General features: G+C 60.1%; 25 protein-coding genes and 2 pseudogenes. 9 read left to right on the forward strand and 18 right to left on the reverse strand.

From position 1 onward, the window contains the following. Positions 1-218: 218 nt before the first annotated feature. Together cysZ and A7J50_RS24500 are read left to right on the forward strand one after the other, a co-directional pair. Positions 219-983 (forward strand): sulfate transporter CysZ, encoded by a 765-nt coding sequence (gene cysZ / locus A7J50_RS24495; protein ID WP_064454101.1) that lies wholly within the window; start codon positions 219-221, stop codon positions 981-983. A gap of 54 nt (positions 984-1,037) precedes the next feature. Then, positions 1,038-2,216 carry a glycosyltransferase family 4 protein gene (locus A7J50_RS24500; RefSeq protein ID WP_064454102.1) on the forward strand — a complete coding sequence of 393 codons (1,179 nt, stop codon included), beginning with the start codon at positions 1,038-1,040 and terminating at the stop codon, positions 2,214-2,216. Between the two features lie 38 nt (positions 2,217-2,254). Here A7J50_RS24500 and A7J50_RS24505 read toward each other — a convergent pair whose 3' ends face one another. The 7 genes from A7J50_RS24505 to rplU all read right to left on the reverse strand — a co-directional run bounded on the left by A7J50_RS24505 (position 2,255) and on the right by rplU (position 7,865). Then, positions 2,255-3,358, reverse strand: coding sequence for an NADH:flavin oxidoreductase (locus A7J50_RS24505; RefSeq protein ID WP_064454103.1), 1,104 nt, complete (start codon positions 3,356-3,358; stop codon positions 2,255-2,257). Positions 3,359-3,522: 164 nt separating this feature from the next. Then, positions 3,523-4,005 carry a glutathione peroxidase gene (locus A7J50_RS24510; RefSeq protein ID WP_064454104.1) on the reverse strand — a complete coding sequence of 161 codons (483 nt, stop codon included), beginning with the start codon at positions 4,003-4,005 and terminating at the stop codon, positions 3,523-3,525. A gap of 101 nt (positions 4,006-4,106) precedes the next feature. Next, positions 4,107-4,571, reverse strand: coding sequence for a CreA family protein (locus tag A7J50_RS24515; RefSeq protein ID WP_064454105.1), 465 nt, complete (start codon positions 4,569-4,571; stop codon positions 4,107-4,109). Positions 4,572-4,587: 16 nt separating this feature from the next. Next, positions 4,588-5,706 carry a glutamate 5-kinase gene (gene proB / locus A7J50_RS24520; RefSeq protein WP_064454106.1) on the reverse strand — a complete coding sequence of 373 codons (1,119 nt, stop codon included), beginning with the start codon at positions 5,704-5,706 and terminating at the stop codon, positions 4,588-4,590. 136 nt (positions 5,707-5,842) lie between these two features. Beyond that, positions 5,843-7,066: an Obg family GTPase CgtA gene (gene cgtA / locus A7J50_RS24525; RefSeq protein WP_064454107.1), complete on the reverse strand. Its 1,224-nt coding sequence runs from the start codon at positions 7,064-7,066 to the stop codon at positions 5,843-5,845. A 192-nt stretch (positions 7,067-7,258) separates the two neighbouring features. Continuing rightward, entirely contained in the window at positions 7,259-7,516 is a 258-nt protein-coding gene (gene rpmA, locus A7J50_RS24530; RefSeq protein WP_003176049.1) for a 50S ribosomal protein L27, read from the reverse strand. 34 nt (positions 7,517-7,550) lie between these two features. Further along, entirely contained in the window at positions 7,551-7,865 is a 315-nt protein-coding gene (gene rplU, locus A7J50_RS24535; protein ID WP_003176051.1) for a 50S ribosomal protein L21, read from the reverse strand. A gap of 377 nt (positions 7,866-8,242) precedes the next feature. On the opposite strand from rplU, the gene A7J50_RS24540 reads away from it, so the two are divergent. The 3 genes from A7J50_RS24540 (at position 8,243) to A7J50_RS24550 (ending at position 10,150) form a co-directional block, all read left to right on the forward strand. Next, a complete protein-coding gene (locus tag A7J50_RS24540) occupies positions 8,243-9,211 on the forward strand; it encodes a polyprenyl synthetase family protein (RefSeq protein WP_053257947.1) in 969 nt (322 codons plus the stop codon). Positions 9,212-9,392: 181 nt separating this feature from the next. After that, positions 9,393-9,734 (forward strand): zinc ribbon domain-containing protein YjdM, encoded by a 342-nt coding sequence (locus A7J50_RS24545; protein WP_017254008.1) that lies wholly within the window; start codon positions 9,393-9,395, stop codon positions 9,732-9,734. 158 nt (positions 9,735-9,892) lie between these two features. Next, a complete protein-coding gene (locus A7J50_RS24550) occupies positions 9,893-10,150 on the forward strand; it encodes a hypothetical protein (RefSeq protein WP_064454108.1) in 258 nt (85 codons plus the stop codon). 147 nt (positions 10,151-10,297) lie between these two features. Here the strand turns inward: A7J50_RS24550 and A7J50_RS24555 are convergent, their stop codons facing one another. Further along, positions 10,298-10,915, reverse strand: a complete 618-nt coding sequence (locus tag A7J50_RS24555; RefSeq protein ID WP_053257950.1) for an FKBP-type peptidyl-prolyl cis-trans isomerase — start codon at positions 10,913-10,915, stop codon at positions 10,298-10,300. Positions 10,916-11,191: 276 nt separating this feature from the next. Between A7J50_RS24555 and A7J50_RS32340 the strand changes: the two are divergent. Together A7J50_RS32340 and A7J50_RS32345 are read left to right on the forward strand one after the other, a co-directional pair. Then, a pseudogene (locus A7J50_RS32340) lies at positions 11,192-12,208 on the forward strand (methyl-accepting chemotaxis protein); the annotation flags it as partial. Between the two features lie 309 nt (positions 12,209-12,517). Continuing rightward, positions 12,518-13,111, forward strand: a pseudogene (locus tag A7J50_RS32345) (methyl-accepting chemotaxis protein); the annotation flags it as partial. Between the two features lie 640 nt (positions 13,112-13,751). On the opposite strand, the gene A7J50_RS24565 reads toward A7J50_RS32345, so the two are convergent. From A7J50_RS24565 to A7J50_RS24580, 4 genes are read right to left on the reverse strand one after another with little or no spacing between them, the layout of a single operon-like run. Beyond that, entirely contained in the window at positions 13,752-14,120 is a 369-nt protein-coding gene (locus A7J50_RS24565; RefSeq protein ID WP_064454110.1) for a glyoxalase superfamily protein, read from the reverse strand. Positions 14,121-14,150: 30 nt separating this feature from the next. Further along, positions 14,151-15,614 carry an N-acyl-D-amino-acid deacylase family protein gene (locus A7J50_RS24570; protein WP_064454111.1) on the reverse strand — a complete coding sequence of 488 codons (1,464 nt, stop codon included), beginning with the start codon at positions 15,612-15,614 and terminating at the stop codon, positions 14,151-14,153. Between the two features lies 1 nt (position 15,615). Further along, on the reverse strand, positions 15,616-16,476 hold the full coding sequence (locus A7J50_RS24575) for a MurR/RpiR family transcriptional regulator (protein WP_064454112.1): 861 nt from the start codon (positions 16,474-16,476) through the stop codon (positions 15,616-15,618). Positions 16,477-16,488: 12 nt separating this feature from the next. After that, positions 16,489-17,838 (reverse strand): gluconate:H+ symporter, encoded by a 1,350-nt coding sequence (locus A7J50_RS24580; RefSeq protein ID WP_064455011.1) that lies wholly within the window; start codon positions 17,836-17,838, stop codon positions 16,489-16,491. A 248-nt stretch (positions 17,839-18,086) separates the two neighbouring features. On the opposite strand from A7J50_RS24580, the gene A7J50_RS24585 reads away from it, so the two are divergent. Next, complete coding sequence (locus A7J50_RS24585) at positions 18,087-18,479, forward strand: lysozyme inhibitor LprI family protein (RefSeq protein WP_064454113.1); 393 nt, start codon at positions 18,087-18,089, stop codon at positions 18,477-18,479. Positions 18,480-18,548: 69 nt separating this feature from the next. On the opposite strand, the gene A7J50_RS24590 is transcribed toward A7J50_RS24585, so the two are convergent. The 5 genes from A7J50_RS24590 to A7J50_RS24610 form a co-directional block, all read right to left on the reverse strand. After that, positions 18,549-19,994 carry a SulP family inorganic anion transporter gene (locus A7J50_RS24590; protein WP_064454114.1) on the reverse strand — a complete coding sequence of 482 codons (1,446 nt, stop codon included), beginning with the start codon at positions 19,992-19,994 and terminating at the stop codon, positions 18,549-18,551. Positions 19,995-20,200: 206 nt separating this feature from the next. After that, complete coding sequence (locus A7J50_RS24595) at positions 20,201-21,094, reverse strand: NAD-dependent epimerase/dehydratase family protein (protein WP_064454115.1); 894 nt, start codon at positions 21,092-21,094, stop codon at positions 20,201-20,203. Between the two features lie 103 nt (positions 21,095-21,197). Further along, positions 21,198-22,094: a LysR family transcriptional regulator gene (locus tag A7J50_RS24600; protein ID WP_064454116.1), complete on the reverse strand. Its 897-nt coding sequence runs from the start codon at positions 22,092-22,094 to the stop codon at positions 21,198-21,200. Positions 22,095-22,124: 30 nt separating this feature from the next. Next, positions 22,125-22,715: an NAD(P)H-dependent oxidoreductase gene (locus tag A7J50_RS24605; protein WP_064454117.1), complete on the reverse strand. Its 591-nt coding sequence runs from the start codon at positions 22,713-22,715 to the stop codon at positions 22,125-22,127. Positions 22,716-22,839: 124 nt separating this feature from the next. Continuing rightward, positions 22,840-23,604, reverse strand: coding sequence for a sulfite exporter TauE/SafE family protein (locus A7J50_RS24610; RefSeq protein ID WP_064454118.1), 765 nt, complete (start codon positions 23,602-23,604; stop codon positions 22,840-22,842). A gap of 182 nt (positions 23,605-23,786) precedes the next feature. On the opposite strand from A7J50_RS24610, the gene A7J50_RS24615 reads away from it, so the two are divergent. Continuing rightward, positions 23,787-24,683, forward strand: a complete 897-nt coding sequence (locus A7J50_RS24615) for a LysR substrate-binding domain-containing protein (RefSeq protein WP_064454119.1) — start codon at positions 23,787-23,789, stop codon at positions 24,681-24,683. On the opposite strand, the gene A7J50_RS24620 is transcribed toward A7J50_RS24615, so the two are convergent. Further along, positions 24,629-26,035: an amino acid permease gene (locus A7J50_RS24620; protein ID WP_064454120.1), complete on the reverse strand. Its 1,407-nt coding sequence runs from the start codon at positions 26,033-26,035 to the stop codon at positions 24,629-24,631. The genes A7J50_RS24615 and A7J50_RS24620 overlap by 55 nt on opposite strands. Positions 26,036-26,141: the final 106 nt, after the last annotated feature.

Consider the following 26,141-nt stretch of genomic DNA (forward strand, 5'->3'; position numbering starts at 1 on the left):
TGAACTCGCAGGTCCTGAAAAATAATGGGTGCAGCGTATCGAGGGGGGCAAGATTAAGGAAATACGGAATAACAATCCAGCTCATAGGCGGTCTCTATGCAGTCGGCTCGGTTAATCGACACCTTTGTTACCTTTGATGTCGTCACACCGACCGCGCTTTCGCGTTGAATGCAAAGCCGGTAAGGTCGGCCCGTTCGTCATCCTGCTCGGAGTTCTCCATGCCTGCCCCTGCTCTTTCCGGCCCGCAATACCTGCGTGAAGGCCTCAAACTGGTGTTGAGCCCTGGCCTGCGTCTATTTGTGCTGCTGCCATTGGCGATCAACCTGGTGCTGTTCGTCGGTTTGATCTATTTCGCCGGCCATCAGTTCAGCCTGTGGGTCGACACCTTGATGCCGACACTGCCTGGCTGGCTGAGCTTCCTCAGCTACATCTTGTGGCCGCTGTTTGTCGTGCTCGTGGTGTTGATGGTGTTTTTTACCTTCACCATGCTCGCCAATGTCATTGCCGCACCGTTCAACGGTTTTCTTGCGGAGAAGGTTGAGGTCGTAGTACGCGGCACCGATGACTTCCCGCCCTTCAGTTGGGGTGAGCTGATTGCCATGGTCCCGCGCACCCTCGCGCGGGAAATGCGCAAGCTGGGTTACTTCCTGCCCAGGGCCATCGGCCTGTTTATCCTGTCGTTCATTCCGGTGTTCAACCTGATCGCCGCACCGCTGTGGCTGCTGTTTGGCGTGTGGATGATGGCGATCCAGTACATCGACTACCCGGCGGACAACCACAAGCTGGGCTGGAACGAAATGCTCGCCTGGCTGCGCCAGAAACGCTGGCAGAGCATGAGCTTCGGCGGCATCGTCTATCTAGTGCTGCTGGTGCCGGTGGTGAACCTGCTGATGATGCCGGCGGCGGTGGCCGGGGCCACGCTGTTCTGGGTGCGCGAGCAAGGTGCTGAGGCCATGGCACGGCAAAATGTGGCCACGTCATAAATCCATCATCCCAGTGACACAATGACGACATGGCCCACAGTGACACTGTGGGTCATGACGACAGCTTCGCTTCACATCACCCTGATTACCGAAACCTTCCCGCCGGAAATCAACGGGGTGGCCAATACCCTTGGCCGCCTGTGTGAGGGTTTGCGCGCGCGCGGCCATCAGGTGGAGTTGGTGCGCCCGCGCCAGGGTGCCGACCAGAGCCGCCCCAGCGACGACGAATTGCTGCTGTGCCGCGGCTGGCCGCTGCCAGGCTACCCCGGCCTGCAATGGGGCCAGTCGTCGATGCACAAATTGCTGCGACGCTGGACTCGCCAACGCCCGGACGTGCTGTACATCGCCACGGAAGGGCCACTGGGTTTATCCGCGTTGCGCGCAGCGCGTCGTCTGGGGATCAGCGTGGTCAGCGGTTTTCACACCAATTTCCAGCAGTACTCCAACCAATACGGTTTGAGCATATTGAGCCGTATGGTGACCCACTACCTGCGTTGGTTTCACAACCGCTCGAGCCTGACCCTGGTTCCCAGCGCCAGCCAACGCCTGGAGTTGGAGCGTCGAAATTTCGAGCGTTTGGGGATGCTCTCTCGCGGGGTCGATAGCCAATTGTTCCACCCCGCCAAGCGCGATAACGCGCTGCGTGAAAGCTGGGTACTGAACAGTGATCAAATCGCCGTGCTGCATGTGGGCCGACTGGCGCAGGAAAAGAACCTGGGGTTGCTCAAACGCTGCTTCGAAACCTTGCAAGACACTTACCCACTGCGCCAGATGAAACTGATCATCGTGGGTGATGGCCCGCAACGGGCAATGATGGAAAAGGAACTGCCCGAGGCGATTTTCTGCGGCGCCCTGCGCGGCGAAGAACTGGCTCGGCATTACGCGTCCGGTGATGTGTTCCTGTTCCCCAGCCTGACCGAAACCTTCGGCAACGTGGTGCTGGAAGCCATGGCCTCGGGATTGGGGGTGGTGGCCTACGACCAGGCCGCCGCGACCCAGCATATTCGCCATGGCTACAACGGCGTGCTGGCGATGCCAGGGGATGAGGATGCGTTTTGCGATGCGGCCAACTGGCTGCTGGAGGATGCCGAGAGCTTGCGCCGCATGCGCTTGAATGCTCGCCAACATGCCAGCCGCCAGGGCTGGCCGGCGATTATCGAGCAGTTCGAGCGCCACCTGCGCGGGGTGTGCGGCGAGCAACCGGTGATTGCCGCGCAGTCGCGTTTGATCTGACAGGGTGTTGGCTGTCAGATCACGCTCGCGGGCGCCACTTACACCAACGTCGTCAACGCCTCACGACTGAACGGCAGAATGTCGCCTTCACGACCTTCACGCACCTTCACGGCCCAGTCCGGGTCCACCAGCAAGGCACGGCCTACAGCCACCAGGTCGAATTCGTCGTTGTTAAGGCGCTCCAGCAGTTTCTCCAGGCTGGCCGGCTGCGCAACCTTGTCGGTGTTGACCATGAACTGCAGGAACTCACCATCCAGACCGACACTGCCGACAGTGATGGTCGGTTTCCCGGTGAGCTGACGGGTCCAGCCCGCCAGGTTGAGGTCGGAACCTTCGAACTCCGGCTCCCAGAAACGACGGGTGGAACAGTGGAAAATATCGACACCGGCGTCAGACAGCGGCTTGAGGAATTCACCCAGGGCTTCAGGGGTTTGCACCAGGCGTGCGGTGTAATCCTGCTGCTTCCACTGAGAGAAACGCAGGATGATCGGGAAATCCGGGCCCACGGCAGCGCGGGTGGCCTGGATCAACTCGATGGCAAAGCGCGAACGATTGGCCAGGCTACCGCCATATTCGTCGGTGCGCTGGTTGCTGCCTTCCCAGAAGAACTGGTCGACCAGGTAACCGTGGGCGCCGTGAATCTCCACGCCGTCCATGCCGATGCTCTGAGCATCCTTGGCGGCTTGGGCAAAGGCGTTGATCACGTCCTTGATGTCCTGGGTGGTCATGCCGTGGACCACCACGTTGCCATCCTTGAGCTTTTCCATCGGACCGTAGGCCGGCACGCTGGCATCAGGCTCGGTACCGATACGGCGCACGCTGCCCACGTGCCACAACTGCGGGACAATCTTGCCGCCTTCTGCGTGCACGGCATCGACCACTTTCTTCCAGCCGGCCAACGCGGCTTCACCGTAAAAATGCGGGACGTTCGGGTAGCCGTTGGAGGCTTGATGGCCGACCACAGTACCTTCGGTGATGATCAGCCCTACGCCGGCGGCGGCGCGGCGGCGATAGTATTCGATAACCTTGGAATTCGGCACGCCACCTGGCGAGAACGAACGGGTCATCGGCGCCATCACCACACGGCTCGAAAGCTGCAGTGCACCGAGCTGGAACGGTTTGAACAAGGCTTGGACAGGCATGGGAGCACTCCACAGAAGAGGTGTTTATGATGTGGATAATATGGAGAGCGCGCAGTGCTGGGTAGCACTATTGATCTGGGTGATTAAGGGGTAAAAGCGAGGGAAGTCAGGTGCCGCTAACCTGCGGCGAGGGCGTTTGCTCCCTCACCTTCGGCAGGAACGATTTAGCTCAGGGCTTTTTCGATGGCCTGGACGACCGTTGGATCATCCGGCGCCGTGCGGGGCGAGAATCGCGCGAGCACTCGCCCGTCTTTGCCCAGCAGGAATTTTTCGAAGTTCCAGGTGATATCCCCTGGAAACTCGGCGCCCTCGCCCGCCAGCAAGCGATAGAGCTGATGACGGTCGTGGCCATTGACGTCAAGCTTGCTGCCCAACGGGAACGTCACGCCATAATTCAAGCTGCAGAACGCCTGGATCTCCTCCTCACTGCCCGGCTCCTGGCCTGCAAACTGGTTGCAGGGCAGGCCAAGCACGGTAAAACCCTGGCCTTTGTACTGCTGGTAGAGGTTTTCCAGCGCCGCGTATTGCGGGGTCAAGCCACATTTGGAGGCGACGTTGACTACCAGCACAACCTGCCCTTTGTAGGGCGCCAGCGGCAGGTCTTGTCCGTCTAAAGCTTTGAGTTTCAGATCGTGGAAAGCACTCATGACGAACTCCAGATATCCCATGTTCTTCGCATTGCGGCAGTTCGAGATTACAGACCGCAAGCCTGCAATCATAGACGCCGATTGAAAAACTCGCCCGCCGGTTACTGCGCCGTTGGCCATGGCAAAATTGGAATAGCGGTGACCGCATTCTGCGGGCTGCCTTCGATCAGACGGTCGCTATAGACCAGATACACCAAGGTATTGCGCTTCTTGTCGAGGAAGCGCACCACCTGCATGGTCTTGAACACCAGCGAGGTGCGCTCCTTGAACACTTCGTCGCCATCCTTGAGCTCGCCCTTGAAATGAATCGGGCCAACCTGGCGGCAGGCAATCGAGGCCTCGGCGCGGTCTTCGGCCAGGCCCAGCCCGCCTTTCACGCCGCCGGTCTTGGCGCGCGACAGGTAGCAGGTCACGCCGTCGACCTTGGGGTCATCGAACGCCTCGACCACGATCCGGTCGTTGGGGCCGACGAATTTGAATACCGTTGACACCTGGCCGATTTCTTCAGCGCTGGCCAGCAGCGGCATGACCAGCAGCAGGCCGAGCAAACCCTTCATGACTCGCATCGTATATTTCCTTTGTTTAGACCAGGATCAGGTTATCGCGGTGCACCAGTTCCGGTTCCGCCATGTAACCCAGGAGTCCGACAATCGCTTCAGACGATTGTCCAATTATTTTCTGCGCTTCCAGGGCACTGTAGTTGGCCAGGCCACGGGCGATCTCACGACCGTCCGGCGCCACGCACACCACCATCTCACCACGGCGGAAGCTGCCCTGCACCAATTTGACGCCCACCGGCAGCAGGCTCTTGTTGCCTTGGGACAACGCCGACACGGCGCCTTCGTCCAGCACCAGCGTGCCACGGGTTTGCAGATGACCGGCCAACCACTGCTTGCGCGCCGCCAACATGCCACGTTCCGGCGACAGCAGCGTACCGATGCGCTCTCCGGCCTTGAGGCGGTCCAGCACCCGCTCCAGGCGCCCACCGACGATGATGGTGTGGGCGCCGGAACGCGCAGCCAGGCGCGCTGCACGCAGCTTGGTCTGCATACCGCCACGGCCCAGGGCGCCGCCGACACTGCCGGCCACGGCGTCCAGCGCCGGGTCATCGGCGCGGGCTTCGTAGATCAACTGGGCGTCGGGGTTGTTGCGCGGGTCGGCGTCGAACATGCCGTCACGGTCGGTGAGGATCACCAGCAGGTCAGCCTCCACCAGGTTGGCCACCAGTGCGGCCAGGGTGTCGTTGTCACCAAAACGGATCTCGTCGGTGACCACCGTGTCGTTCTCGTTGATCACCGGGATCACCTTGAGCTCCACGAGCGCGCGCAAGGTGCTGCGAGCGTTGAGGTAGCGCTTGCGGTCGGACAGGTCGTCGTGGGTCAGCAGGATCTGCGCCGTGTGGCGGCCGTGCTCGGCGAAGCTGGATTCCCAGGCTTGCACCAGGCCCATTTGGCCGATGGCGGCGGCGGCTTGCAGTTCGTGCATCGCGCTGGGTCGCGCGGTCCAGCCGAGGCGGCTCATCCCGGCGGCAACGGCCCCGGACGACACCAGCACCAACTCGACACCGGCCTCATGCAAGGCCACCATCTGCTCGACCCAGACGCTCATGGCTGCGCGATCCAGACCTTTGCCATCTGCCGTCAACAGCGCACTTCCGATCTTTACGACCCAGCGCTGCGCACCTGTCACTTTGCTCCGCATCATCTTCAACCTTAGAGTGAGGGCCGCGCGACCCAGCGCCGCCCATAACGTTATTCGTGACTACATTCCTGACTGCATAAAACCCAGATACCAAAACGCCGCTCGAGTGAGCGGCGCTTAAGTTTACTGCAACGAATCAGTCGCGCACGTAAATGATTTCCGGACCGTCTTCATCATCCACGTCTTCTTCGTCCCAATCATCGTCGCCGATGTCATGGACCGACTTCACGCCGCTGCGGCGCAGGGCACGCTGGTCGTCCAGAGCCTGCAACTGAGCGCGGGCTTCGTCTTCGATCTGCTGATCGAGTTCGGCCAGTTCGGCCTTGAATACCGGGTCAGCCGCCAAGCGGTCGGCGCGGTCTTCCAGGTAGCGCATGATGTCGCGGCACAGACGCTCGGTACCTTCTTTGGCGATGGCCGAGATCACGTAGACCGGACCTTCCCACTCCAGGCGATCGACGATTTCCTTGACGCGCTCTTCGTGCTCTTCTTCCAGGATCTGGTCGCACTTGTTCAGTACCAGCCAGCGATCACGCTCGGCCAGGGCCGGGCTGAACTTGGTCAGTTCGCTGACGATCACTTCGGCGGCGTCCGGTGCGCTGGTGTCATCCAGCGGCGCCATGTCGACGAGATGCAGCAGCAAACGGGTACGCGACAAGTGCTTGAGGAAGCGAATCCCCAGGCCTGCGCCGTCGGAAGCACCTTCGATCAAGCCAGGAATGTCGGCGACCACGAAGCTTTTCCAGCGATCGACGCTGACCACACCCAGGTTCGGCACCAGGGTGGTGAACGGGTAGTCGGCGACTTTCGGCTTGGCGGCCGAGACCGAGCGGATGAAGGTACTTTTGCCGGCGTTCGGCAAACCCAACAGGCCTACGTCGGCCAATACTTTCATTTCGAGTTTCAGGTCACGCTGCTCGCCCGGCTTGCCCGGCGTGGTCTGGCGTGGTGCACGGTTGGTACTGGACTTGAATCGGGTGTTACCCAGACCGTGCCAGCCGCCCTGCACAACCATCAGCTTTTGGCCGGCCTTGGTCAGGTCGCCAATCACTTCCTGGGTAGCGGAGTCGATGATCGTGGTGCCGACCGGTACGCGCAGTACCAGGTCTTCGCCCTTTTTACCGGTGCAGTCGGTGCTGCCGCCGTTGGAGCCACGCTCGGCATCGAAGTGCCGGGTGTAACGGTAGTCGACCAGGGTGTTGAGGTTTTCGTCGGCCATCATGTAGATGGAACCGCCGTCACCGCCGTCACCGCCGTTGGGGCCACCGTTTTCGATGAATTTTTCGCGACGGAAACTCATGCAACCGTTACCGCCGTCGCCTGCTTTTACTCGGATGGAAACTTCATCAACGAACTTCATAACAAAACGCCTCTCGTCGCATGGACGAGCTTAAGAAACCAAGACATAAGACTCTTGCAAAAATGAGCGCAGCGACCTCAATAACGACCGCAAATCCAGCGCCTGAGCCCATTACAAACAGCTTTGCAAGAGACTCACTCCACAAACGAAAAAGCCCCGTCGCGAGACAGGGCTTTTCCAGCGATCGCGCAATTAAGCGGCGACAACGCTCACGTAACGGCGGTTGAACGCGCCTTTTACTTCAAACTTGATCACGCCTTCGATTTTCGCGAAGAGGGTGTGATCTTTACCCATGCCAACACCGTAACCGGCGTGGAATTGGGTGCCGCGCTGACGCACGATGATGTTGCCCGGAATGATTTTCTGGCCGCCATACATCTTAACGCCAAGGCGTTTGGCTTCTGAGTCGCGACCGTTACGGGTACTACCACCAGCTTTTTTGTGTGCCATGAGTCAATTCTCCTAGTGAGGAATTAGGCTGAAATTAAGCCTGAATACCGGTGATTTTGATCTCGGTGTACCACTGGCGGTGGCCCATACGCTTCATGTGGTGCTTACGACGACGGAACTTGATGATGCGGACTTTATCGTGACGACCTTGGGAGATCACTTCAGCCACAACGGTAGCGCCAGCAACCACTGGAGCGCCGATGTTCACGTCATCGCCATTGGCGACCAACAGAACGCGATCAAAAGTAACGGATTCGCCAGTAGCGATTTCCAGTTTTTCGATCTTCAGGTATTCACCTGGGGCGACCTTGTATTGCTTGCCACCAGTAACAATTACTGCGTACGACATGGTATTTCTCCGATAATCCTGCTCACCCAGCGCTTTATAAGAAGAGGTATTGGCTGGCATGGCTGCATGGGATGGACGTCCCGAATGCAATTGCGTAAGGCAGGTGCTGCCCAGGAAGTTCAGGGTGCGCGATTGTACGCAAGGTAAATGGGTGATGCAAGTAGCCGCCAATCGCCGTGAAAGCGTAGCGAGCGAAGGGAAGACAAGGAAAAAACAGGCGAGGAAGCGGAGTTTACTGGCTGTAAATGAGCATTCCGAGCCTGTTTTTGACGCAGGATTACCGAGCGCAGTAGCTTTCACAGTGATTGGGCGCGCCTTGACACCCGGGGGTGAGGGTCCTAGCATGCCGCGCAACCCTTCTGGAGCGACTGTCGCTGATGCAACCCCAAGCTTTCTACCGCGCGGTCGCGGACGATTTTAGCGCCGTCGACGGCATCATCAAGCAGCAGCTGACGTCTAAAGTGCCGCTGGTCTCCAAAATTGGCGACTACATTACGTCGGCGGGCGGCAAACGCCTGCGTCCTTTATTAGTGTTGCTGTGCGGCAAGGCCCTGGGCCGCGAAGGCGATGACTTGCGCCTGCTGGCAGCTACTATCGAATTCCTGCACACCGCCACCCTGCTGCATGACGACGTGGTCGACATGTCGGGCATGCGCCGTGGCCGGGAGACCGCCAATGCCATGTGGGGCAATGCCCCTAGCGTATTGGTAGGCGACTTTCTGTATTCACGCTCGTTCGAAATGATGGTCGAGCTGGGCTCGATGCCGGTGATGAAGATTCTTTCACAAGCCACGCGCATCATCGCCGAAGGCGAAGTGTTGCAGCTGTCGAAGGTCCGCGATGCCAGCACCACCGAAGAAACCTACATGGAAGTGATTCGCGGCAAAACCGCGATGCTTTTCGAAGCCTCCACCCACAGTGCCGCCGCCCTGTGTGGCGCCACTGCCGAACAGGCCGAAGCCCTGCGCACCTTTGGCGATCACCTGGGCGTGGCGTTCCAACTGGTGGACGACCTGCTCGACTACCGTGGCGACGCCGAAACCCTGGGCAAGAACGTCGGTGACGACCTGGCCGAGGGCAAGCCGACCTTGCCGCTGATCTACACCATGCGCGAAGGCACGCCGGAACAGGCTGCACTGGTGCGCAAAGCGATCCAGAAAGGCGGGATTGAAGACCTGGAAAGCATTCGCGCTGCCGTGGAAGCCTCGGGCTCCCTGGATTACACCGCACAGTTGGCGCGTGACTACGTCGCCCGTGCCATCCAGTGCCTGGAAGCACTCCCCGCCAGTGAATACCGGGATGCCCTGGTTGAGCTGAGTGAGTTTGCGGTCGCGCGTACTCACTGATTCTGCTCCGCTTCATGTGGGAGCTGGTTTGCCTGCGATAGCGTCAACTCGGAACAACAGACACACCGAGTGGATAGCATGGCAGGTAAGCCAGCTCCCCCATTAGATCCAAGCCCCCGCCACACTCTAAATCCCTATATAATGTGCGACTTTTAGCCATCCTGACTTTCAAGGAGCTTTAGTGAGCACGTTGCCACCCTGCCCGAAATGCAATTCCGAATACACCTACGAAGACGGCGCCCAGCTGATCTGCCCGGAATGCGCCCATGAGTGGTCCGCCAATGGCGAGGCCGAAGCGGCCGGTGATGAAACCGTGAAGAAAGACTCTGTAGGCAACGTCCTGCAAGACGGCGACACCATCACTGTCATCAAGGACCTCAAGGTCAAAGGCACTTCCCTGGTGGTCAAAGTGGGCACCAAGGTCAAGAACATCCGCCTGTGCGACGGCGACCACGATATCGATTGCAAGATCGACGGTATCGGCCCGATGAAACTCAAGTCAGAGTTCGTCCGCAAAGTCTGAATCTGCTACATCCATCCCGCGCCCGCCGCGGGATGGCGTTTCGCCCTCCCCGTTGATCGAACGCACTATCCCCACAGAAAAATCAGCAAATCGCCAATAGGCACTTGCTATTCCGCTAATAAGAATTATTCTCATTGAATCCCTCAAGGAGAATGACCATGACTTATTTGATAGATGCCTGGCTGGACCGACCACACCCTTACCTGCGGATCCTGCATCGGGAAACCGGTGAAGTCTGTGCCGTGCTGGAAGAAGAAGCGCTCAATGAGCTGCAGGACCAGGGCGACCTGGACGTGAGCGGCCTGAGTTCCAGTGAACCTGGAGTGCTTAAGGAGGTGGTGCGCAATCTGTTTCTGTTCTGCTATGCCCGAGCGTTGCGCCCGGCCACGGAGCTCAATGGCAAGTTCCATCCATGAGACACCACGCAAAAACTGATTGCCCCGGCTTTATGGGGGAGCCGGGCTTGCCCACGATACCAATGACTCGGTCATACCGGCTACCGAGTTGATGCCATCGCAGGCTAGCCAGCTCCCACACAAAGCCGGGGCCGACATTACCGAGTATTACAGAACGTCGAGCAGCTCAACGTCGAACACCAGAACGCTGTGCGGCGGGATGCTGCCAACGCCTTGAGCGCCGTAAGCCAGTTCGCTCGGCACGTACAGACGCCATTTGCTGCCGGCATTCATCAGTTGCAGGGCTTCGGTCCAACCGGCGATCACGCCGCCAACCGGGAATTCTGCAGGCTGGCCACGCTCGTAGGAGCTATCGAACACAGTGCCGTCGATCAGAGTGCCGTGGTAGTGAGTACGCACTTGGTCTTCACGGGTCGGCTTGGCGCCATCACCGGCGGTCAGCACTTCAAATTGCAGACCGGAAGCCAGGGTAGTGATGCCATCACGCTTGGCGTTTTCAGCCAGGAACGCCAGGCCAGCGCCAGCAGCCGCTTCAGCCTTGGCAGCCGCTTCGGCTTGCATGATTTCGCGGATAACTTTGAAGCTGGCAGCCATTTGCTCTTGATCAACGCGGCTTGGCTTGCCTGCGAAAGCGTCGGTCAGGCCAGCCAGGATGGCGTCGATGCTAACGCCCGGTGGCGGGTTGTCGCGCAGCTGGTCGCCCAACTGACGGCCGATACCGTAGCTGACGCGGGTTTCGTCGGTGGACAGATTAACTTCGGACATGAAGAGGCTCCGCTGTAGGACAGCACGATTTCCCGTGCCATCCAAAACTAAAAGGGCCCGCAGACTAGCACACAAGACCGGCCCGTGATGAGCCCCCTGCCCCGCGCCGCAAACCCGACAGGTCAGCATTGCCATACGGTGATTGCCACCCTTCGTCGAACCGGTAAGAAAAGTATTTCAGATTCATCCCCCGCCGCCGATACAGTCCTACACACTTTGGCTGGCTCAAACAACAACACCGCCCAGCAGACAAACATCATTCTTGCGGAGCATTCGATGAATAGCTGGTTCGGCAACATCAGCGTCAACCTTAAACTCGGCCTGGGCTTCGGCCTGGTGCTGGTCCTCACCTCGATCCTGGCACTGACCGGCTGGACCAGCCTGGGCAGCCTGATCGACCGTAGCAACTGGATGAGCGACATCACCCAGCTCAACGCCTCCCTGACCAAGCTGCGTATCGTGCGCCTGCAATACATGCTGGCAAACGGCGATGAAGCCGTGGCACAGAACGTACAGACTAGCCTGGACGCCTTTGCAGCCCAGCAACAGAAGCTGCTGGACAGTTTCAAAAGCCCGGAAAACCTCAAGCTGCTCACTCAGCAAAAAGCCGTCATCACCGCCTACCAGCAGTCGCTGAACAAAATGCGTGAGGCCTACCGTAACGGCAACGCCGCACGCCAAGTCATGGGCGACAAGGCTGATATTGCCAACACCCAGATCGACGCACTGGACACCAGCGTGCAGCAGATGCCCGACAGCCCGGAGCGCTACACCCAATACCAGGCCATCACCCACGCCAAGGAAGAATTCCAGCTGGCGCGCTATGAAGTGCGCGGTTACACCAACACGGTCAACGCAGAAACCGAAGCCCGCGCCGCTGCGCAAATCGAGAAAGCCATCGGTGGCTTGAAAGGCCTCAACGCCGCGTTCGGCACCAGCCAACAAAGCGCATTGACCTCGCTGGAAACCGCGCTGGGTGCCTATCGCAGCGCTGTGCAGAGCTACAAGGCAGCCAACGCCAACATCGTCAGCGCCCGTGCCGAAATGACCACACAAGGCGCCGATATCGTCACCATCAGCGACAAGCTGTATGACATTCAGCTTGATCGCCGCGACGCCGAAAGCGCCCAGGCCCGCAGTCTGCAGTTGATCAGCACGTTGCTCGCCCTGCTGGTCGGCATCATTGCTGCACTGGTGATTACCCGCCAGATCACGCGCCCGATCCAGGAAACCCTGGCCGTGGTGGAACGCATCGCCTCCGGTGACCTGAGCCACAACATCCAGGTGACCCGTCGCGATGAACTGGGTGTGTTGCAACAAGGCATCCAGCGCATGGGCACCACCCTGCGTGAATTGATCAGCGGTATTCGCGACGGCGTGACTCAGATCGCCAGCGCCGCCGAAGAACTGTCAGCCGTTACCGAGCAGACCAGTGCCGGCGTCAACAGCCAGAAGATCGAGACGGATCAAGTCGCCACAGCGATGCATGAAATGACTGCTACCGTGCAAGAAGTTGCGCGCAACGCCGAGCAGGCGTCCCTGGCCGCTGCCGACGCTGACGGTCAAGCCCGCGCAGGTGACAAAGTGGTGGCCGAGGCCATCGCCCAGATCGAGCGCCTGGCCGCCGAAGTGGCGCGCTCTACCGACGCCATGACGCACCTGCAACAAGAGAGCAACAAGATCGGCAGCGTGATGGACGTGATCAAGGCCGTAGCCGAGCAGACCAACCTGCTGGCGCTCAACGCAGCGATTGAAGCGGCGCGTGCCGGTGAAGCCGGTCGTGGGTTTGCCGTGGTTGCCGACGAAGTACGCGGCCTGGCCCAGCGTACCCAAAAATCCACCGAAGAAATCGAAGGCCTGGTCGCCGGCTTGCAGAACGGCACCCAGCAAGTGGCCACTGTGATGAACAACAGCCGCAGCCTCACCGACAGCAGCGTCGAGCTGACCCGTAAGGCCGGCGTATCGCTGGAAAACATCACCCGTACGGTGTCGAACATCCAGTCGATGAACCAGCAGATTGCAGCGGCGGCGGAACAGCAAAGTGCCGTAGCCGAAGAAATCAGCCGCAGCATCGTCAACGTGCGGGATGTGTCGGAGCAGACCGCCACCGCGAGTGACGAGACGGCCAAGTCGAGCGTGGAACTGGCGCGTTTGGGCAGCCAGTTGCAGCAGATGGTCAGCCACTTCCGGGTTTAAAAAACCAAAAAAGCCGCCTCGACTTAAGCCGAGGCGGCTCCACTTCTCAGACCTTACAGGTCATCAAAGCTGTCCCGCAGGAATGTCCACACGTGATAGACACGCAAGGCATTCACTACGAGGTTCCACGTACGTCGTGCAAACTTAGACATACTCGGCCCTCCCTGAGTTGGGCCTTACCTCCAGCGCACTTACCGGAACACGTGAGCCTTCAGACGCAGGTCGATTGCGCCTTTTGAGGCGGCCGGGCTAATGGTCCTCCCGCATCAATCCGGCACGGATTACTAGCCCGTGGCGGTCGGTCCAGAATTCGCGCGCATACCCGGCTCACCTAAAAAGCGACAAACGCAGAACGGGAAAGATCCTAACCAACATTCCCGTCTAAGGTGTGTCAAACAGTGGTCAAATATCCAGTATCGCCCGATAGATTCATTGCAAGCTTTTGCAGTCAAATCAGGTAAGACAAAGATGCCTAAAGTATCCATGCTGGCCATCTTTTCGTCTTGCGTGATGACATGGCCAACGGTAGTATCTGGCTGCGGGTCGATTGCGTCTTTTGAGATAGCAACCCAGTCGCAAACTGGTTTGCAAAAAAAAACCGCCCTACTAAGGCGGTTTTTTATTGCCTGCGATTTGCCAATCAGCCGTCGCCTTCCTCAACAAACACCAGCCGATTGCCAAACGGATCGCTGACACTCATCTCCCGCGAGCCCCAAGGCGCTTCCTCAACCCCAGGCTTGGCATACCGGTAATCCTTGGCCAACAACTGCTGCTGATACGCGTCCACCCCGTGCGCCTGAATCCGCACCGCCGCCCCCGGCGAAGCATCGCCATGATGCTCGGACAAATGCAGCACGCATTCCCCCAGCGACACCTGCAGATACAACGGAAAATTCGCCTCAAAACGATGCTGCCAGTCGACCTTGAACCCGAGGAACTCGACGTAGAATTCCAACGCCTTGGCCTCGTCGAAAATACGCAAGATGGGGGTGACCTTTCCTAAGTGCATGGCAACAACTCCGTGTAAGAGAGCGCCCCACTATAGAGACGAAAAACCACCGCGCAAATCCCCATTACGCGCCAGAAACCGCCCCGGTCGCTGACCGTTGGCCTGGCCATCGATGTAGCTCAACACTCCGTTGATCCACACACCATCAATGCCCTCAGCCGCGCGTTGCGGCGCTTTGAAATCCGCTACATCACGCACCCGCAACGGGTCGAACAACACCAGGTCAGCCCAGTAGCCTTGACGAATTTCGCCCCGCTCAGCCAAACCAAATCGGGCTGCCGACAACCCCGTCATCTTGTGCACCGCCGTGTGCAACGGGAACAGCCCAACGTCGCGGCTGAAATGCCCCAGCACCCGGGGAAACGCGCCCCACAAACGCGGGTGAGGAAACGGGTCTTCAGGCAGCCCGTCAGACCCCACCATCGACAGCGGATGCGCCAGGATACGTCGCACATCCGCTTCATCCATCCCGTAGTACACCGCCCCCGCCGGTTGCAGACGGCGTGCTGCGTCCATCAGCGAAACGTCCCATTCGGCGGCGATAGCCTGCAAGTCGCGCCCACCCACTTCAGGGTGCGGCGTGGACCAGGTGATGGTGATACGAAAGGCATCGGTGACCTGCTTGAGATCCAGCGTCGAAGAGCTGGCCGCATAGGGATAACAATCACACCCCACCGGGTGGGTTTTCGCTGCGGCTTCCAGCGACGCCAACAACTGCGGACTACGCCCCCAGTTACCCGCCCCCGCACATTTGAGGTGGGAAATAATCACCGGCACCTTGGCATGTCGGCCGATGAGAAACGCCTCGTCCATCGCCTCCAGCACCGGTTCGAATTCGCTGCGCAAATGGGTGGTGTACACCGCACCGAAGGCCGTCAGTTCTTCACTGAGTTGCAGCACTTCATCGGTCTCGGCATTGAATGCGCTGGCGTAGGCCAGGCCTGTGGATAAACCAAGGGCACCCGCCTCCAGGCTTTCCTGCAATTGCGTGCGCATGGCGGCGATTTCGTCGGGCGTGGCGGTGCGGTGCAGGTCGTCCATATGGTTGCTGCGCAGGGCCGTATGGCCGATCAGCGCGGCAACGTTCACCGCCGGATGCGCACTTTCCACGGCAGCACGGTAATCGGCAAAGCGCGGATAAACGAACGCTTCACGCGACCCCAAGAGGTTCATCGGGTCCGGCGGGTCGCTGCGTAAATTGACCGGCGACGCGCTGATGCCACAGTTGCCGACAATCACCGTGGTCACACCCTGGCTGAGCTTGGGCAACATCTGCGGGTGACGGATCACCACCGTGTCATCGTGGGTGTGCACGTCGATAAAGCCCGGCGCCAACACACGGCCATTCGCATCGATTTCGTGCTCAGCCTGCGCGGTCGACAGGTCGCCAATCGTTTCGATCCGCCCTGCCCGCACACCTACATCAGCGACATAGCCCGGGGAGTTGCTGCCATCTATGATCAGCGCCTGGCGAATCAGCGTGTCGTACTTCATATCAATCTCCAAGCGGCAGGCTATCGGGGCCGCCGCGATAATCGTCCAGGGCCAGCTTGATCCGGCGCAGGCGTTCCTGGTTGTCGTCCGGCATGGCCAGCGCCAGCTCGGTGGCGAGCAAGTCGATGGCCAACAGCATGCCGTAGCGCGCTGCGGTCGGCTTGTAGATAAAACTGGTTTCGGCCGGCTGCAATGGCAACAACACGTCTGCCAACTGGGCCAGCGGTGAGTCGGCCAGCGTGATGGCAACGATGGGCGTGTCGTAGTTGCGCGCCAGCCTCACCACGTCCAACAATTCGGGAGTGAGCCCGGAGAGCGAGCAAACGATCAAGGCATGTTCAGGGCCCAACGTCGCGGCCGTGACACGCATCATCACCGGGTCGCGGCAAGCGGCAATCGGGTAACCCAGACGCACCAGTCGCACCTGCAGTTCCTCACTGCACAGGCTCGACGGGCCGCCCATGCCGAAGGCGTGAATCATCCGCGCCTTGCCCAACAGGCTGACTGCATCGACAAAACTCGCCTGGTTAAAGCCTGACAAATGCTGGCGCAACGTCGCTTCGACATCGCCGAGAATCTGCCGATGAAACGCCGACTGTTCCGGCAACCCTGCCGGGTCCAGAAACCGGCTACCCACCCCGCTGGCCTGCGCCAGTTGCAGGCGCAAATCCCGCAGATCGCGGCAACCCACACTGCGCGCAAACCTCGACAAGGTCGCCGTGCTGACCTCGGCCCGTTGCGACAACTCTTCCAGGCTGGCCGACGCGGCAAAGCCCACGTCATCGAGCATCAGCCTGGCGATACGTCCCTCACCGGCGCTGAAGGAATCCTGGCGAGCACGAATCTGGTAGAGGATGTCCATGAGGTCTCCGAATTACAGGATGCAGGACAGACCGTAAGTCAGACCGAAGGCGACCACCGAAATCAGGGTCTCCAGCACGGTCCAGGTCTTGAAGGTCTGGATCACTGTCATATTGAAGTATTCCTTGATCAGCCAGAAGCCGCCGTCGTTGACGTGGGAAAAGATCACCGAACCCGCCCCAGTGGCCAGCACCAGCAATTCGGGGTGTGGATAACCCAGGCCCATGGCAACGGGCGCGACCACACCGGACGCCGTCGTCATGGCCACGGTGGCCGAGCCCGTGGCGATCCGCATCAGCGCGGCGAACAACCAACCCATCACCAGTGGCGACAAATGGAAAGCATGGGCCAAGCCGAGGATCTCATTGGTCACGCCCGCGTCCACCAGAATGCGGTTCAACCCGCCGCCCGCGCCGACCAGCAAGGTAATACTGGCCGTCGGCGCCAGGCATTCATTGGTGAACTTGAGGATCGCTTCACGGTTAAAGCCCTGGGCCAGCCCCAAGGTCCAGAAGCTCACCAAGGTCGCCACCAGCAGCGCGATCACCGAGTTGCCGATAAACAGCAGGAACTGATTAAAACCGTTCCCCGGTGTAGAAATCACGTTGGCCCAGCCGCCGATCATCATCAGCACCACCGGCAACAGGATGGTGCCCATGGTCAGCGTAAAGCTCGGCAAACGGGTACGCGGCTCACGCTCGATGAACTGACGCTCCAGCGGGTTCTCCGCCGGCAGGTGAATGCGCGGCACGATGAACTTGGCGTACAGCGGACCGGCGATGATCGCCGTAGGGATACCAATCAAGATCGCATACAGCACGGTCTGCCCCACTGACGCGTTATACGCCAGCACCGCCATCATCGCCGCCGGGTGCGGTGGCACCAGGGCATGCACCACCGACAAACCGGCGACCATCGGCAAGCCGACCATCAGGATCGACACGCCCACACGCCGCGCCACGGTAAAGGCGATCGGCACCAGCAACACAAAACCGACCTCGAAAAACAGCGGCAGCCCCACCAGGAAAGCGATACACACCATCGCCCAATGCGCATTGCGCTCGCCGAAACGGTTGATCAAGGTGCGCGCTACCTGCTCGGCGCCACCGGATTCGGCCATCATTTTGCCGAGCATGGTGCCCAACGCTACCACCAGGGCGATATGCCCCAGCGTCTTGCCGACACCCGCCTCATACGACCCCATGATGGTATCGGCGGGCATCCCGGCCATCAGCGCCAGGCCGATAGACACCAGGGTGATGACGATAAACGGGTTGAGTCGGTAACGTGCAATCAGCACGATCAATGCAATGATGGCGATGGCAGCGTATGCCAGCAGCCCCAAGCCCAGTGGTGCGGCCATGCGGTACTCCTCGGAAAGGGTCACGTCGAATTGGTTGTGAAACTCATAAATCATTACCGAGGAGTATTTTCAATTTTTATGAAAGTAATTTTCGCCCACAGATAAGCGCTGTCGCTTGGGGATATGCCCTACGCCGGCGCATGAAAATTCGTAGGGCGTTCTTACATGAAGTTTTGTGCGGCGCGGAAACTCAATGGCCAGGGCCGAGTCTCAGATGGCGGCCTCAACTACGATCAGGAATCCCCCCAATGAATCGCCAGACCCTGCTTGTTCCCTTCGCCGCCAGCGCGCTGCTGCTGGCCCTGTGCGGCAACGCCTCGGCCGCCGACAACGCTGCCTTGAAGAAATGCATGGACAGCGCCAACACCACTGCCGACATGGTCAATTGCAACGCCAAGGAAGCCAAAGTGCAGGACGAGCGCCTGAACAAAGCCTACAAAACTGCCCTCGCCGCCCAGGAAGGTGCGCGCAAGCAGCAATTGCAGGATGTTCAGCGCCTGTGGATCAAATACCGCGACGCCAATTGCGGCTTCGCAGGCAGTGCCACCGGCGGCACCATCGACCAGGTCAATGGCTCCGGCTGCCTGCTGGACATGACGCAGACCCGCGCCCAGGAACTCGAAGACCTGGTCGGGCCGTGATCCCGGTGGGAGCGGGCTTGCTCGCGATATTCTTTAACGATGACACGGACTCGCTGGGACTCAGCCCGATCAGTCGTGATGAACCTTCGCGCGCTTGAGCAGCTTCTTGCAGCGCTCCGACAAATGCAGCACACGCAGATGTTTGCCGGCCTTGCTGTAACGCTCACGCAGGGTCATCAGCGCGGCAATCGCCGAGTAGTCGACAAAGCTTAGGTGACGGCAATCCAGCGTCACCTCGGCCGGGTCATTGGCCGGGTCGAACCGGTTCAAGAACGGTGTAGTTGACGCAAAAAACAGCGTGCCGTGCAGGCGATAGAGTTTGCTGCCGTCGGCTTCCAGGTGTTCATCGGCATACAGCTCACGCGCCTGTTGCCAGGCAAAGTTCAGCGCCGCAATCACAATGCCGCACAGTACGGCCGTGGCCAGGTCGGTAAACACGGTAATCACCGTCACCGCGAGAATCACCAGCACGTCGTTGAACGGCACCTTGTTGATCACCCGCAGCGACGCCCAGGCGAAGGTCTGCTGTGACACCACAAACATCACCCCCACCAGCGCCGCCAGCGGGATTCGCTCGATCAGCGGCGACAGAAACAGAATGAACAACAGGATCATCACCCCGGCAAATACCCCGGAGAAGCGCCCGCGCCCGCCGGAGCTGAGGTTGATCACGGTTTGCCCGATCATCGCGCAACCGCCCATGCCGCCGAACAGGCCAGAGACCATATTCGCCGCGCCCAGGGCCACACTTTCGCGGTCGGGGTAGCCACGAGTCTCGGTGATCTCGTCGGTGAGGTTCAAGGTGAGCAGGGTTTCCAGCAGGCCCACCATGGCCATCAGGAACGCGTAGGGCGCGATGATCGTGAGGGTTTCCAGGGTCCAGGGAATCTGCGGCAACGCAAAGGTCGGCAGGCCACCGGCAATGTGAGCCATGTCGCCGAGGGTACGGGTCGGCAGGCCAAGCAGGTACACCGCCAGGCCGACCCCGAGGATCGCCACCAGCGCGGGTGGCACGGCGCGGGTCAGGCGTGGCAACAGGTAGACAATCGCCATGGTCAGCACAACCAGGCCCGTCATCACATACAACGGCGTGCCGCTGAGCCAGCGTTCACCGCTCTTGAAATGCTCCAGTTGCGCCAGCGCGATAATGATCGCCAGGCCGTTGACGAAACCGAGCATCACCGAGTGCGGCACCATGCGCACCAGCTTGCCCAGGCGCAACAGGCCGAACGCAACCATGATCAGCCCGCCCAACAGCACCGTCGCCAGCAAATACTCCACACCGTGCTGCACCACCAGCGCGACGATCACCACTGCCATCGAACCTGCCGCGCCCGAGACCATGCCAGGACGGCCGCCGAATAACGCAGTGAGGGTGCAAATGATGAAGGCGCCGTAGAGCCCCATCAACGGGTTGAGGTGAGCGACCAACGCAAAGGCGATGCATTCGGGCAGCAGCGCAAAAGACGTGGTGAGGCCGGCCAGGGCATCGGCGCGCAGACGGGTGAGGTTCATGAGGTACCAGGGCGTTGCGGGGAATTAGGCGGGGAATGGTACGGAATTGCGGCGGGTGGGGCCAGTGAAGTGTCAGGTCAGGTAGACCGAGTTGCCCCTATCGCAGGCAAGCCAGCTCCCACGTTGACCGCGTGTTGCTTGAACGACTCGGTCGATGTGGGAGCCGGGCTTGCCCGCGATGGCCGCACTCCGGTGTTAAGCGAACATCACACCATTTCGTTGCGAATCCACTCCACCACCGACGTACGCTTCGGCGCCCAGCCCAGCAGCTCACGGGCATGCTTGCCCCGTACCCGGCTGTTGGAACCCAGGCCGTAGTTAGCCATTTCATAGCCCCATTCGGCTTCCGCGTCAGCCAACGGCCAATCCTGCGGCGCGCCCAGGTGCAGCGCTTGAGCAATGGCGGTGGTCATGTCTATAAACGACGCCTCGCCGCTTTCCACAAAGTAGAACGTGCCCGGAATGTTTTTCGTCAGCGCCAGAAGGTAGAGCGCAACCACGTCTTCAATGTGCACGTTGGACCAGATGTTCTGCCCGGTACCCACATGGCGCACCACGCCGCTCTTGCGCGCCTGCTTGAGCAGTCGCGGCAATTGCACGCTGTCACGTTTCACACCCAGGCTGTGGCCATAGATCAGGGTGTTGCAAATCACCGCCGAATTCACGCCGTCCTTGGCGGCCGCCAGGATCAGGTTGTCGATGGCCACGCGCGCGGCCTTGTCGACGGTCGGCTCCGGCAGGTTGTCTTCAACGTAGATGACATCGCTGGCTTTGCCGCCCGACGCATCACCGACGATGCTCGAACCGCTGGTGTGCAGGAACGGCTTGTTCGAGCCTTTCAAGGCGGCCAGTAAGGTTTCCACGGCAGCACGATGATCGCTGCTCGCGGCGTTGATCACCGCATCGGCTTTCTGCGCTTGCTCGGTCAACACCGCGGCGTCGTCAAGGGTGCCGATCACTGGGGTAATACCCAGGCCGGTCATTTCAGCGGCTTGTTCGGCGCTGCGCACCAGGCCGGTGACGTGGTGCCCGGCGTTGACCAGGCCGGTGGCGATGGAGCCACCGATAAAACCTGCGGCGCCGGTAATGAATACGTTCATGGAGAGTGCTCCTGACTGGGTAAGTGATGGTCCCAGTATCAAGGGTTCATCCGTGTCGAATAAGACCCTGTTGCCCAATTCAATCTTGCGCGCAGGTCACGAATCAGTAGGCATACCGCGCCAGCTTGGCCTGAATGAAGTCCAGGAAGCACTGAATGCGCAACGCCAACTGCGAGTTGCGGTAGAACACCGCGTGAATCGGCTGGCGATAGCCACTGTTGAACGCCTCCAGCACCGGCACCAGGCGCCCGGCGTTGATATCTTCAATCGTCATGAAGTTCGACAGGCAGCAAATGCCCTGCCCTTCCAACGCCAACTGGCGCAAGGTCTCGCCGCTGGACGCAGCAATGCCGGGCTGGATCAGCCACCGATCGCCTTCCACGTGCCGCAATGGCCAATGGTTGAGCGTTTCTGTCTGCGTGAAGCCCATCAACGTGTGATCCGCCAACTCGGCGACCGTGCTGGGCGTGCCGTATTGCTTGAGGTATTCGGGGCTGGCCAGGATATGCAGCGGTGTGCAGCCAAGGGAACGGGCATGCAAGGTCGAATCGGCGAGGACACCGATGCGAATGGCAATGTCGGTGCTCTGCTCCAGCAGGTCGATGATCAGGTCATCGCTGTTCAGCTCCAGCTGGATATCCGGGTACAAACGGCGAAACTCAGCGATGTACGGCACGATTCCATGCAGCATGAACGGCACGGCGGCATTGATGCGCAAGCGCCCCGCCGGTTTTTTCTGGCGTGACGACAGGCGTTCTTCCAGGTCATCCATCTGCGCCAGAATCACCTTGGCCTGCTCGAAGAAGTACTTGCCCTCCTCGGTCAGGTCCATGCGCCGCGTGGTGCGGTTGATCAGCGTGGTGTCGAGCTTGGCTTCCAGGCGCGACAAGGTGCGGCTGACCGCCGACGGCGTCTGCCCGACCTGCTCCGCCGCAGCGGAAATCGAGCCGCACTCAATCACGCTGACGAAGATCTGTAGCTCATCGGATCGGGCTTTCACAGGCTGTCCTCTTTATCGGTTAACCGCAGCTTACACCGACAGGTCGAACATCTGCGCCAGGTGCTGCTCGTAGCGCGCCACGTCGACCTCAATGGCCGGGCGTTTCATCACGTCCACACAAAGGAAGGTCGGCAGGCCAGTCATGCCGAGAAACTCATTGGCCTTGTGGAACGGGAAGTAGACGGCGTCTACGCCCTTGGCTTCGAAGAAGTCAGTCGGGTCGTCGAAGGCTTGCTGCGGCGCGTTCCAGGTCAGCGACAGCATGTACTGTTTGCCCTGGATCAGGCCGCCGCTGCCGTATTTCTGCGAGGCATCGGAACGAGTCCGGCCGTCGCTGGCGTACAAGCTGCCGTGGCCTTCGGTGAAGACTTCGTCGAGGTACTTCTTGACGATCCACGGCGCGCCCATCCACCAGCCGGGCATCTGGTAGATGATCACGTCGGCCCAAAGGAATTTGGCGACCTCTTCGGCCACGTCGTAGCCTTCGTCGATATGCGTGACTTTGACGTCGAGGCCACCACGGTCGAGAACGGCGACGGCGGCTTCATGCAAAGTGGCGTTATAACGGCCTTCGGAGTGGGCGAATTTCTTGCCGCCGTTCAGCAGGAGGACTTTTTTCATGGGAGGGAATCCAGAGGGTTAAAAATGTCTGCCGGCAGGCTATCGACATTGAACCCTCGGAATAAGCAGCGGCGCCGCAAAATACATTTGACCAAAACGCACGAATTGCACCAGTACTTTTGACTTACCCGCTTATCAATAGATGACCGCCCAATAGGGCCATGCCGATAAAAAATACGCGTTTGAACAGCACCGCGCTGATGCGCCGGCGCAGCGCCTGGCCCAGCCACATACCCAATAGTGCGGGCACCAGCGCCAGTAGCGAGGCGTTTATTTCGCCGCCGCCCAAGGTGCCGCGCCAGGCTAACCCTGCGGCCAGCGCCAGTGTAGAAACGGTGAACGACAGCCCCAGGGCCTGTACCAACTGATCGCGGTTCAAGCCCAAGGCTTGCAGGTACGGCACGGCTGGAATCACGAACACACCCGTGGCCGAAGTGATGATGCCGGTGATCAGCCCGCACACCGGGCCCAGCCAGCGCTCGGCTTCAAGCTTCACCTTGAGCGTGGGCAACAACAGCCCGCTCAGTGCGTACACCAGCAAGGCGCCGCCCAACGCGCGCACCACCCAATGCCCGCCGTCCATGCCCAGCCACAAGGTGCCGAGCCCGGTGCCAAGGAAAATCAGCAACAGCATCGGCCACAGGCGTTTGAGCAATGCGCTCAGGTGTCCACCGAATGCCAGTTGCCAGAGGTTTGTCACCGTTGAAGGAATGATCAGCAACGCGGCAGCCTGCGCCGGGAGCATAGCCAGGCCGAGCATGCCCATGGCGACCGTGGGCAGGCCCAGGCCGATGATGCCTTTGACCGTGCCGGCCAGCAGGAAGGTGCCAATCACCAGCAGTGTCAAGGCCGGGCCGAGGTTTTGGTAGAACGCGAGGAAAGTAGACATGGGCCGATTGTGGGGCTTTTCAATGGGCTCTGAAATTCGCCATATACTGAGGCAGCCTCTTGTTTTGCGTGAGGCTTAGATAGCCATCGCCGGCAAGCCAGCTCCCACATTTACTGTATTCACACATCAAAATGTGGGCTTGCCCGCGATGGGGCCAGCCCAGTCACAGGAAATTTCCAGCCATGCACTTTGACCTGATCGACCTGCGCCTCTACCTGCACACCCTCGACACCGGCAACATCACCGCAGGCGCCAGCCGCAGCCATTTATCCCTGGCCGCCGCCAGCGCACGCATTCGCGCGATGGAGGCGTCATTGGGCATTGAGTTGCTCGAACGCGGCCGCCGTGGCGTTACACCCACCGCCGCCGGCAACGCGCTGGCCCGGCACGCGCGCTTGCTGCTGCAACAAGCCGAGCACCTGCAACAGGAACTGGCGGAATACGCCAATGGCGTCAAAGGCCAGGTGCGCCTGCTGTGCAACACAACAGCCCTCAGCGAATACCTGCCGGAACTGCTCGCGGATTTTTTGTGCGAGCACCCCAACCTTGAGATCGACCTGCAGGAACTGCCGAGCCTGCGCATCACCCATGCCTTGCGCCAAGGCACGGCGGACTTGGGGATTATTTCCGACGCCGTGGACACCCACGGATTGCAGACCGCACCCTTTCGCGACGACCCGCTGGTGCTGATCATGCCCCTGGAGCATCCGCTGGCGACGGGCTCGGTGAGTTTTATCGACAGCCTGCAACACGACTATGTAGGCCTGGCCGCCAACAGTGCGCTGGCGGTGTACCTGGAAGAACAGGCGCTGCACAGCGGCTTTCGCCTGCAAACACGCATTCGCGCCGATGGCTTTGATGGGGTCATTCGCATGGTCGCCCGGGGCGCGGGCCTGGGGATTGTGCCCCAAGCGGCATTGGAGCGTTGGCCACGGGAGCGCCCGATCAAGGTCCAGCCTCTGCAAGAAGAGTGGGCCCGGCGCAAGCTGCTGTTATGCGCGCGTTCGTTCGAACAATTGCCCGGTTATGCCAAGGCCTTGTTCGACGCCTTGGCCCTGCCCTTGCGGAAAAACCCGTAATACACCGCCGACAGAATCAGCAGGAACGGCACGCCGAACACCAGGGTCATTTTGAACGCCTCGGTTAAATACGTGGTGATCATCACCGCGCCCATCAGCACCAGGCCCAGCGATGTGCTGTAGGGAAACAGACGCAGTTGAAACGACAGCTTTGCCCCGCCGTGACGCTTGCGATAGCGACGGAAAAACAGGTGTGTGAGGAAGATCATGAACCAGGTGAAGATCGCGCCAAACATCGAGATCGCCATCATCAAGGTGAACGAACTTTCCGGGTACACCACGTTAAGTAAGGTCGCCAGGGCAATGCCTGAACTGGAGAGCAGCAACGCATTCAGCGGAATCCCGCTCTTGCTCAAGGCGCCCATGGACGCAGGCGCAAACCCGGCGCGGGACAGGCTGAACATCATCCGCGTTGTGATATAGAGCTGACTATTCATCGCCGACAGCGCCGCAATCAGAATCACGAAATTCATCACCCCGGTGGCACCGGGAATACCGATGGTCTGCATCACCGTAACGAACGGGCTCTGGGTCTGCCCGGACTGGTTCCACGGCACGATGGCCAACATCAGCGCCAGGGCCAGCAGGTAGAACACCACGAGGCGCACGATGGTCGCGCGAAAGGCTTTCTTCACCGCCTGCTCCGGGTCGGCGGCTTCACCGGCGGCCACGGCGATCATCTCCACGCTCAGGTAGCTGAAGATCGACACGATCACGGCGATCCACATGCCGCTCAAGCCATGCGGGAAAAAGCCGCCGTGGGCCGTGTAGTTCTGCACCCCGTATTGCGGGTTGCCGGAGCCGAACACCACGTAAACCGCCAGGATGATAAAGCCGACAATGGCACTGATCTTGATGGTCGAGAACCAGTATTCAAAATTACCGAAGGTCTTCACGCTGATCGCATTGAGCAGGACCAGCACGCTGGAAAACGACACGATCCAGACCCACTCCGGCACGTTGGCGAACCAGTACTTCATGTACATCGCCACCGCCGTGACCTCGGCGCCCACCGCCAGCACAATCGCCGCCCAGTAGGCATAACGCACCAGGAAACCGGCCAGCGGGCTGATATAGAACTCGGCATAGGCGCCAAAGGAGCCTGAGGTGGAATGCGCCACGGTCATCTCCGCCAGGCAGCCCATCAGCAGCAAAGTGATCAACGCGCCGATGGCGTAGCTCACCAGCACGCTGGGCCCGGCATAGCCGATGGCATAGGCGCTGCCCATGAACAGCCCGGTGCCGATAGCGCCACCGATGGCGATCATGCTCATCTGGCCGGAAGTGAGCTGGCGCCTCAGGCCCAGTTCGCGATGGGTGATCTCTGCAAAGCCGTTGTCTGGCGTGGTCACGTGGTGTGCCCCTTTATTATTGTGATTGCACGGTTTGGATATAGACACAGATCCACTGTGGGAGCGGGCTTGCTCGCGAAGGCGGTGGGTCAGTTACAGAATATGT

Origin of the sequence: Pseudomonas antarctica, assembly GCF_001647715.1 — a bacterium.
Classification (GTDB): Bacteria; Pseudomonadota; Gammaproteobacteria; order Pseudomonadales; family Pseudomonadaceae; genus Aquipseudomonas; species Aquipseudomonas antarctica_A.

What these genes read in the sequence shown, in the direction of transcription:
- cysZ (WP_064454101.1), top strand. Translation starts at nt 219, where the DNA reads ATGCCTGCCCCTGCTCTTTCCGGCCCGCAATACCTGCGTGAAGGCCTC.
- A7J50_RS24500 (WP_064454102.1), top strand. Translation starts at nt 1,038, where the DNA reads ATGACGACAGCTTCGCTTCACATCACCCTGATTACCGAAACCTTCCCG.
- A7J50_RS24505 (WP_064454103.1), bottom strand. Translation starts at nt 3,358, where the DNA reads ATGCCTGTCCAAGCCTTGTTCAAACCGTTCCAGCTCGGTGCACTGCAG.
- A7J50_RS24510 (WP_064454104.1), bottom strand. Translation starts at nt 4,005, where the DNA reads ATGAGTGCTTTCCACGATCTGAAACTCAAAGCTTTAGACGGACAAGAC.
- A7J50_RS24515 (WP_064454105.1), bottom strand. Translation starts at nt 4,571, where the DNA reads ATGCGAGTCATGAAGGGTTTGCTCGGCCTGCTGCTGGTCATGCCGCTG.
- proB (WP_064454106.1), bottom strand. Translation starts at nt 5,706, where the DNA reads ATGCGGAGCAAAGTGACAGGTGCGCAGCGCTGGGTCGTAAAGATCGGA.
- cgtA (WP_064454107.1), bottom strand. Translation starts at nt 7,066, where the DNA reads ATGAAGTTCGTTGATGAAGTTTCCATCCGAGTAAAAGCAGGCGACGGC.
- rpmA (WP_003176049.1), bottom strand. Translation starts at nt 7,516, where the DNA reads ATGGCACACAAAAAAGCTGGTGGTAGTACCCGTAACGGTCGCGACTCA.
- rplU (WP_003176051.1), bottom strand. Translation starts at nt 7,865, where the DNA reads ATGTCGTACGCAGTAATTGTTACTGGTGGCAAGCAATACAAGGTCGCC.
- A7J50_RS24540 (WP_053257947.1), top strand. Translation starts at nt 8,243, where the DNA reads ATGCAACCCCAAGCTTTCTACCGCGCGGTCGCGGACGATTTTAGCGCC.
- A7J50_RS24550 (WP_064454108.1), top strand. Translation starts at nt 9,893, where the DNA reads ATGACTTATTTGATAGATGCCTGGCTGGACCGACCACACCCTTACCTG.
- A7J50_RS24555 (WP_053257950.1), bottom strand. Translation starts at nt 10,915, where the DNA reads ATGTCCGAAGTTAATCTGTCCACCGACGAAACCCGCGTCAGCTACGGT.
- A7J50_RS24565 (WP_064454110.1), bottom strand. Translation starts at nt 14,120, where the DNA reads ATGCACTTAGGAAAGGTCACCCCCATCTTGCGTATTTTCGACGAGGCC.
- A7J50_RS24570 (WP_064454111.1), bottom strand. Translation starts at nt 15,614, where the DNA reads ATGAAGTACGACACGCTGATTCGCCAGGCGCTGATCATAGATGGCAGC.
- A7J50_RS24575 (WP_064454112.1), bottom strand. Translation starts at nt 16,476, where the DNA reads ATGGACATCCTCTACCAGATTCGTGCTCGCCAGGATTCCTTCAGCGCC.
- A7J50_RS24580 (WP_064455011.1), bottom strand. Translation starts at nt 17,838, where the DNA reads ATGGCCGCACCACTGGGCTTGGGGCTGCTGGCATACGCTGCCATCGCC.
- A7J50_RS24585 (WP_064454113.1), top strand. Translation starts at nt 18,087, where the DNA reads ATGAATCGCCAGACCCTGCTTGTTCCCTTCGCCGCCAGCGCGCTGCTG.
- A7J50_RS24590 (WP_064454114.1), bottom strand. Translation starts at nt 19,994, where the DNA reads ATGAACCTCACCCGTCTGCGCGCCGATGCCCTGGCCGGCCTCACCACG.
- A7J50_RS24595 (WP_064454115.1), bottom strand. Translation starts at nt 21,094, where the DNA reads ATGAACGTATTCATTACCGGCGCCGCAGGTTTTATCGGTGGCTCCATC.
- A7J50_RS24605 (WP_064454117.1), bottom strand. Translation starts at nt 22,715, where the DNA reads ATGAAAAAAGTCCTCCTGCTGAACGGCGGCAAGAAATTCGCCCACTCC.
- A7J50_RS24610 (WP_064454118.1), bottom strand. Translation starts at nt 23,604, where the DNA reads ATGTCTACTTTCCTCGCGTTCTACCAAAACCTCGGCCCGGCCTTGACA.
- A7J50_RS24615 (WP_064454119.1), top strand. Translation starts at nt 23,787, where the DNA reads ATGCACTTTGACCTGATCGACCTGCGCCTCTACCTGCACACCCTCGAC.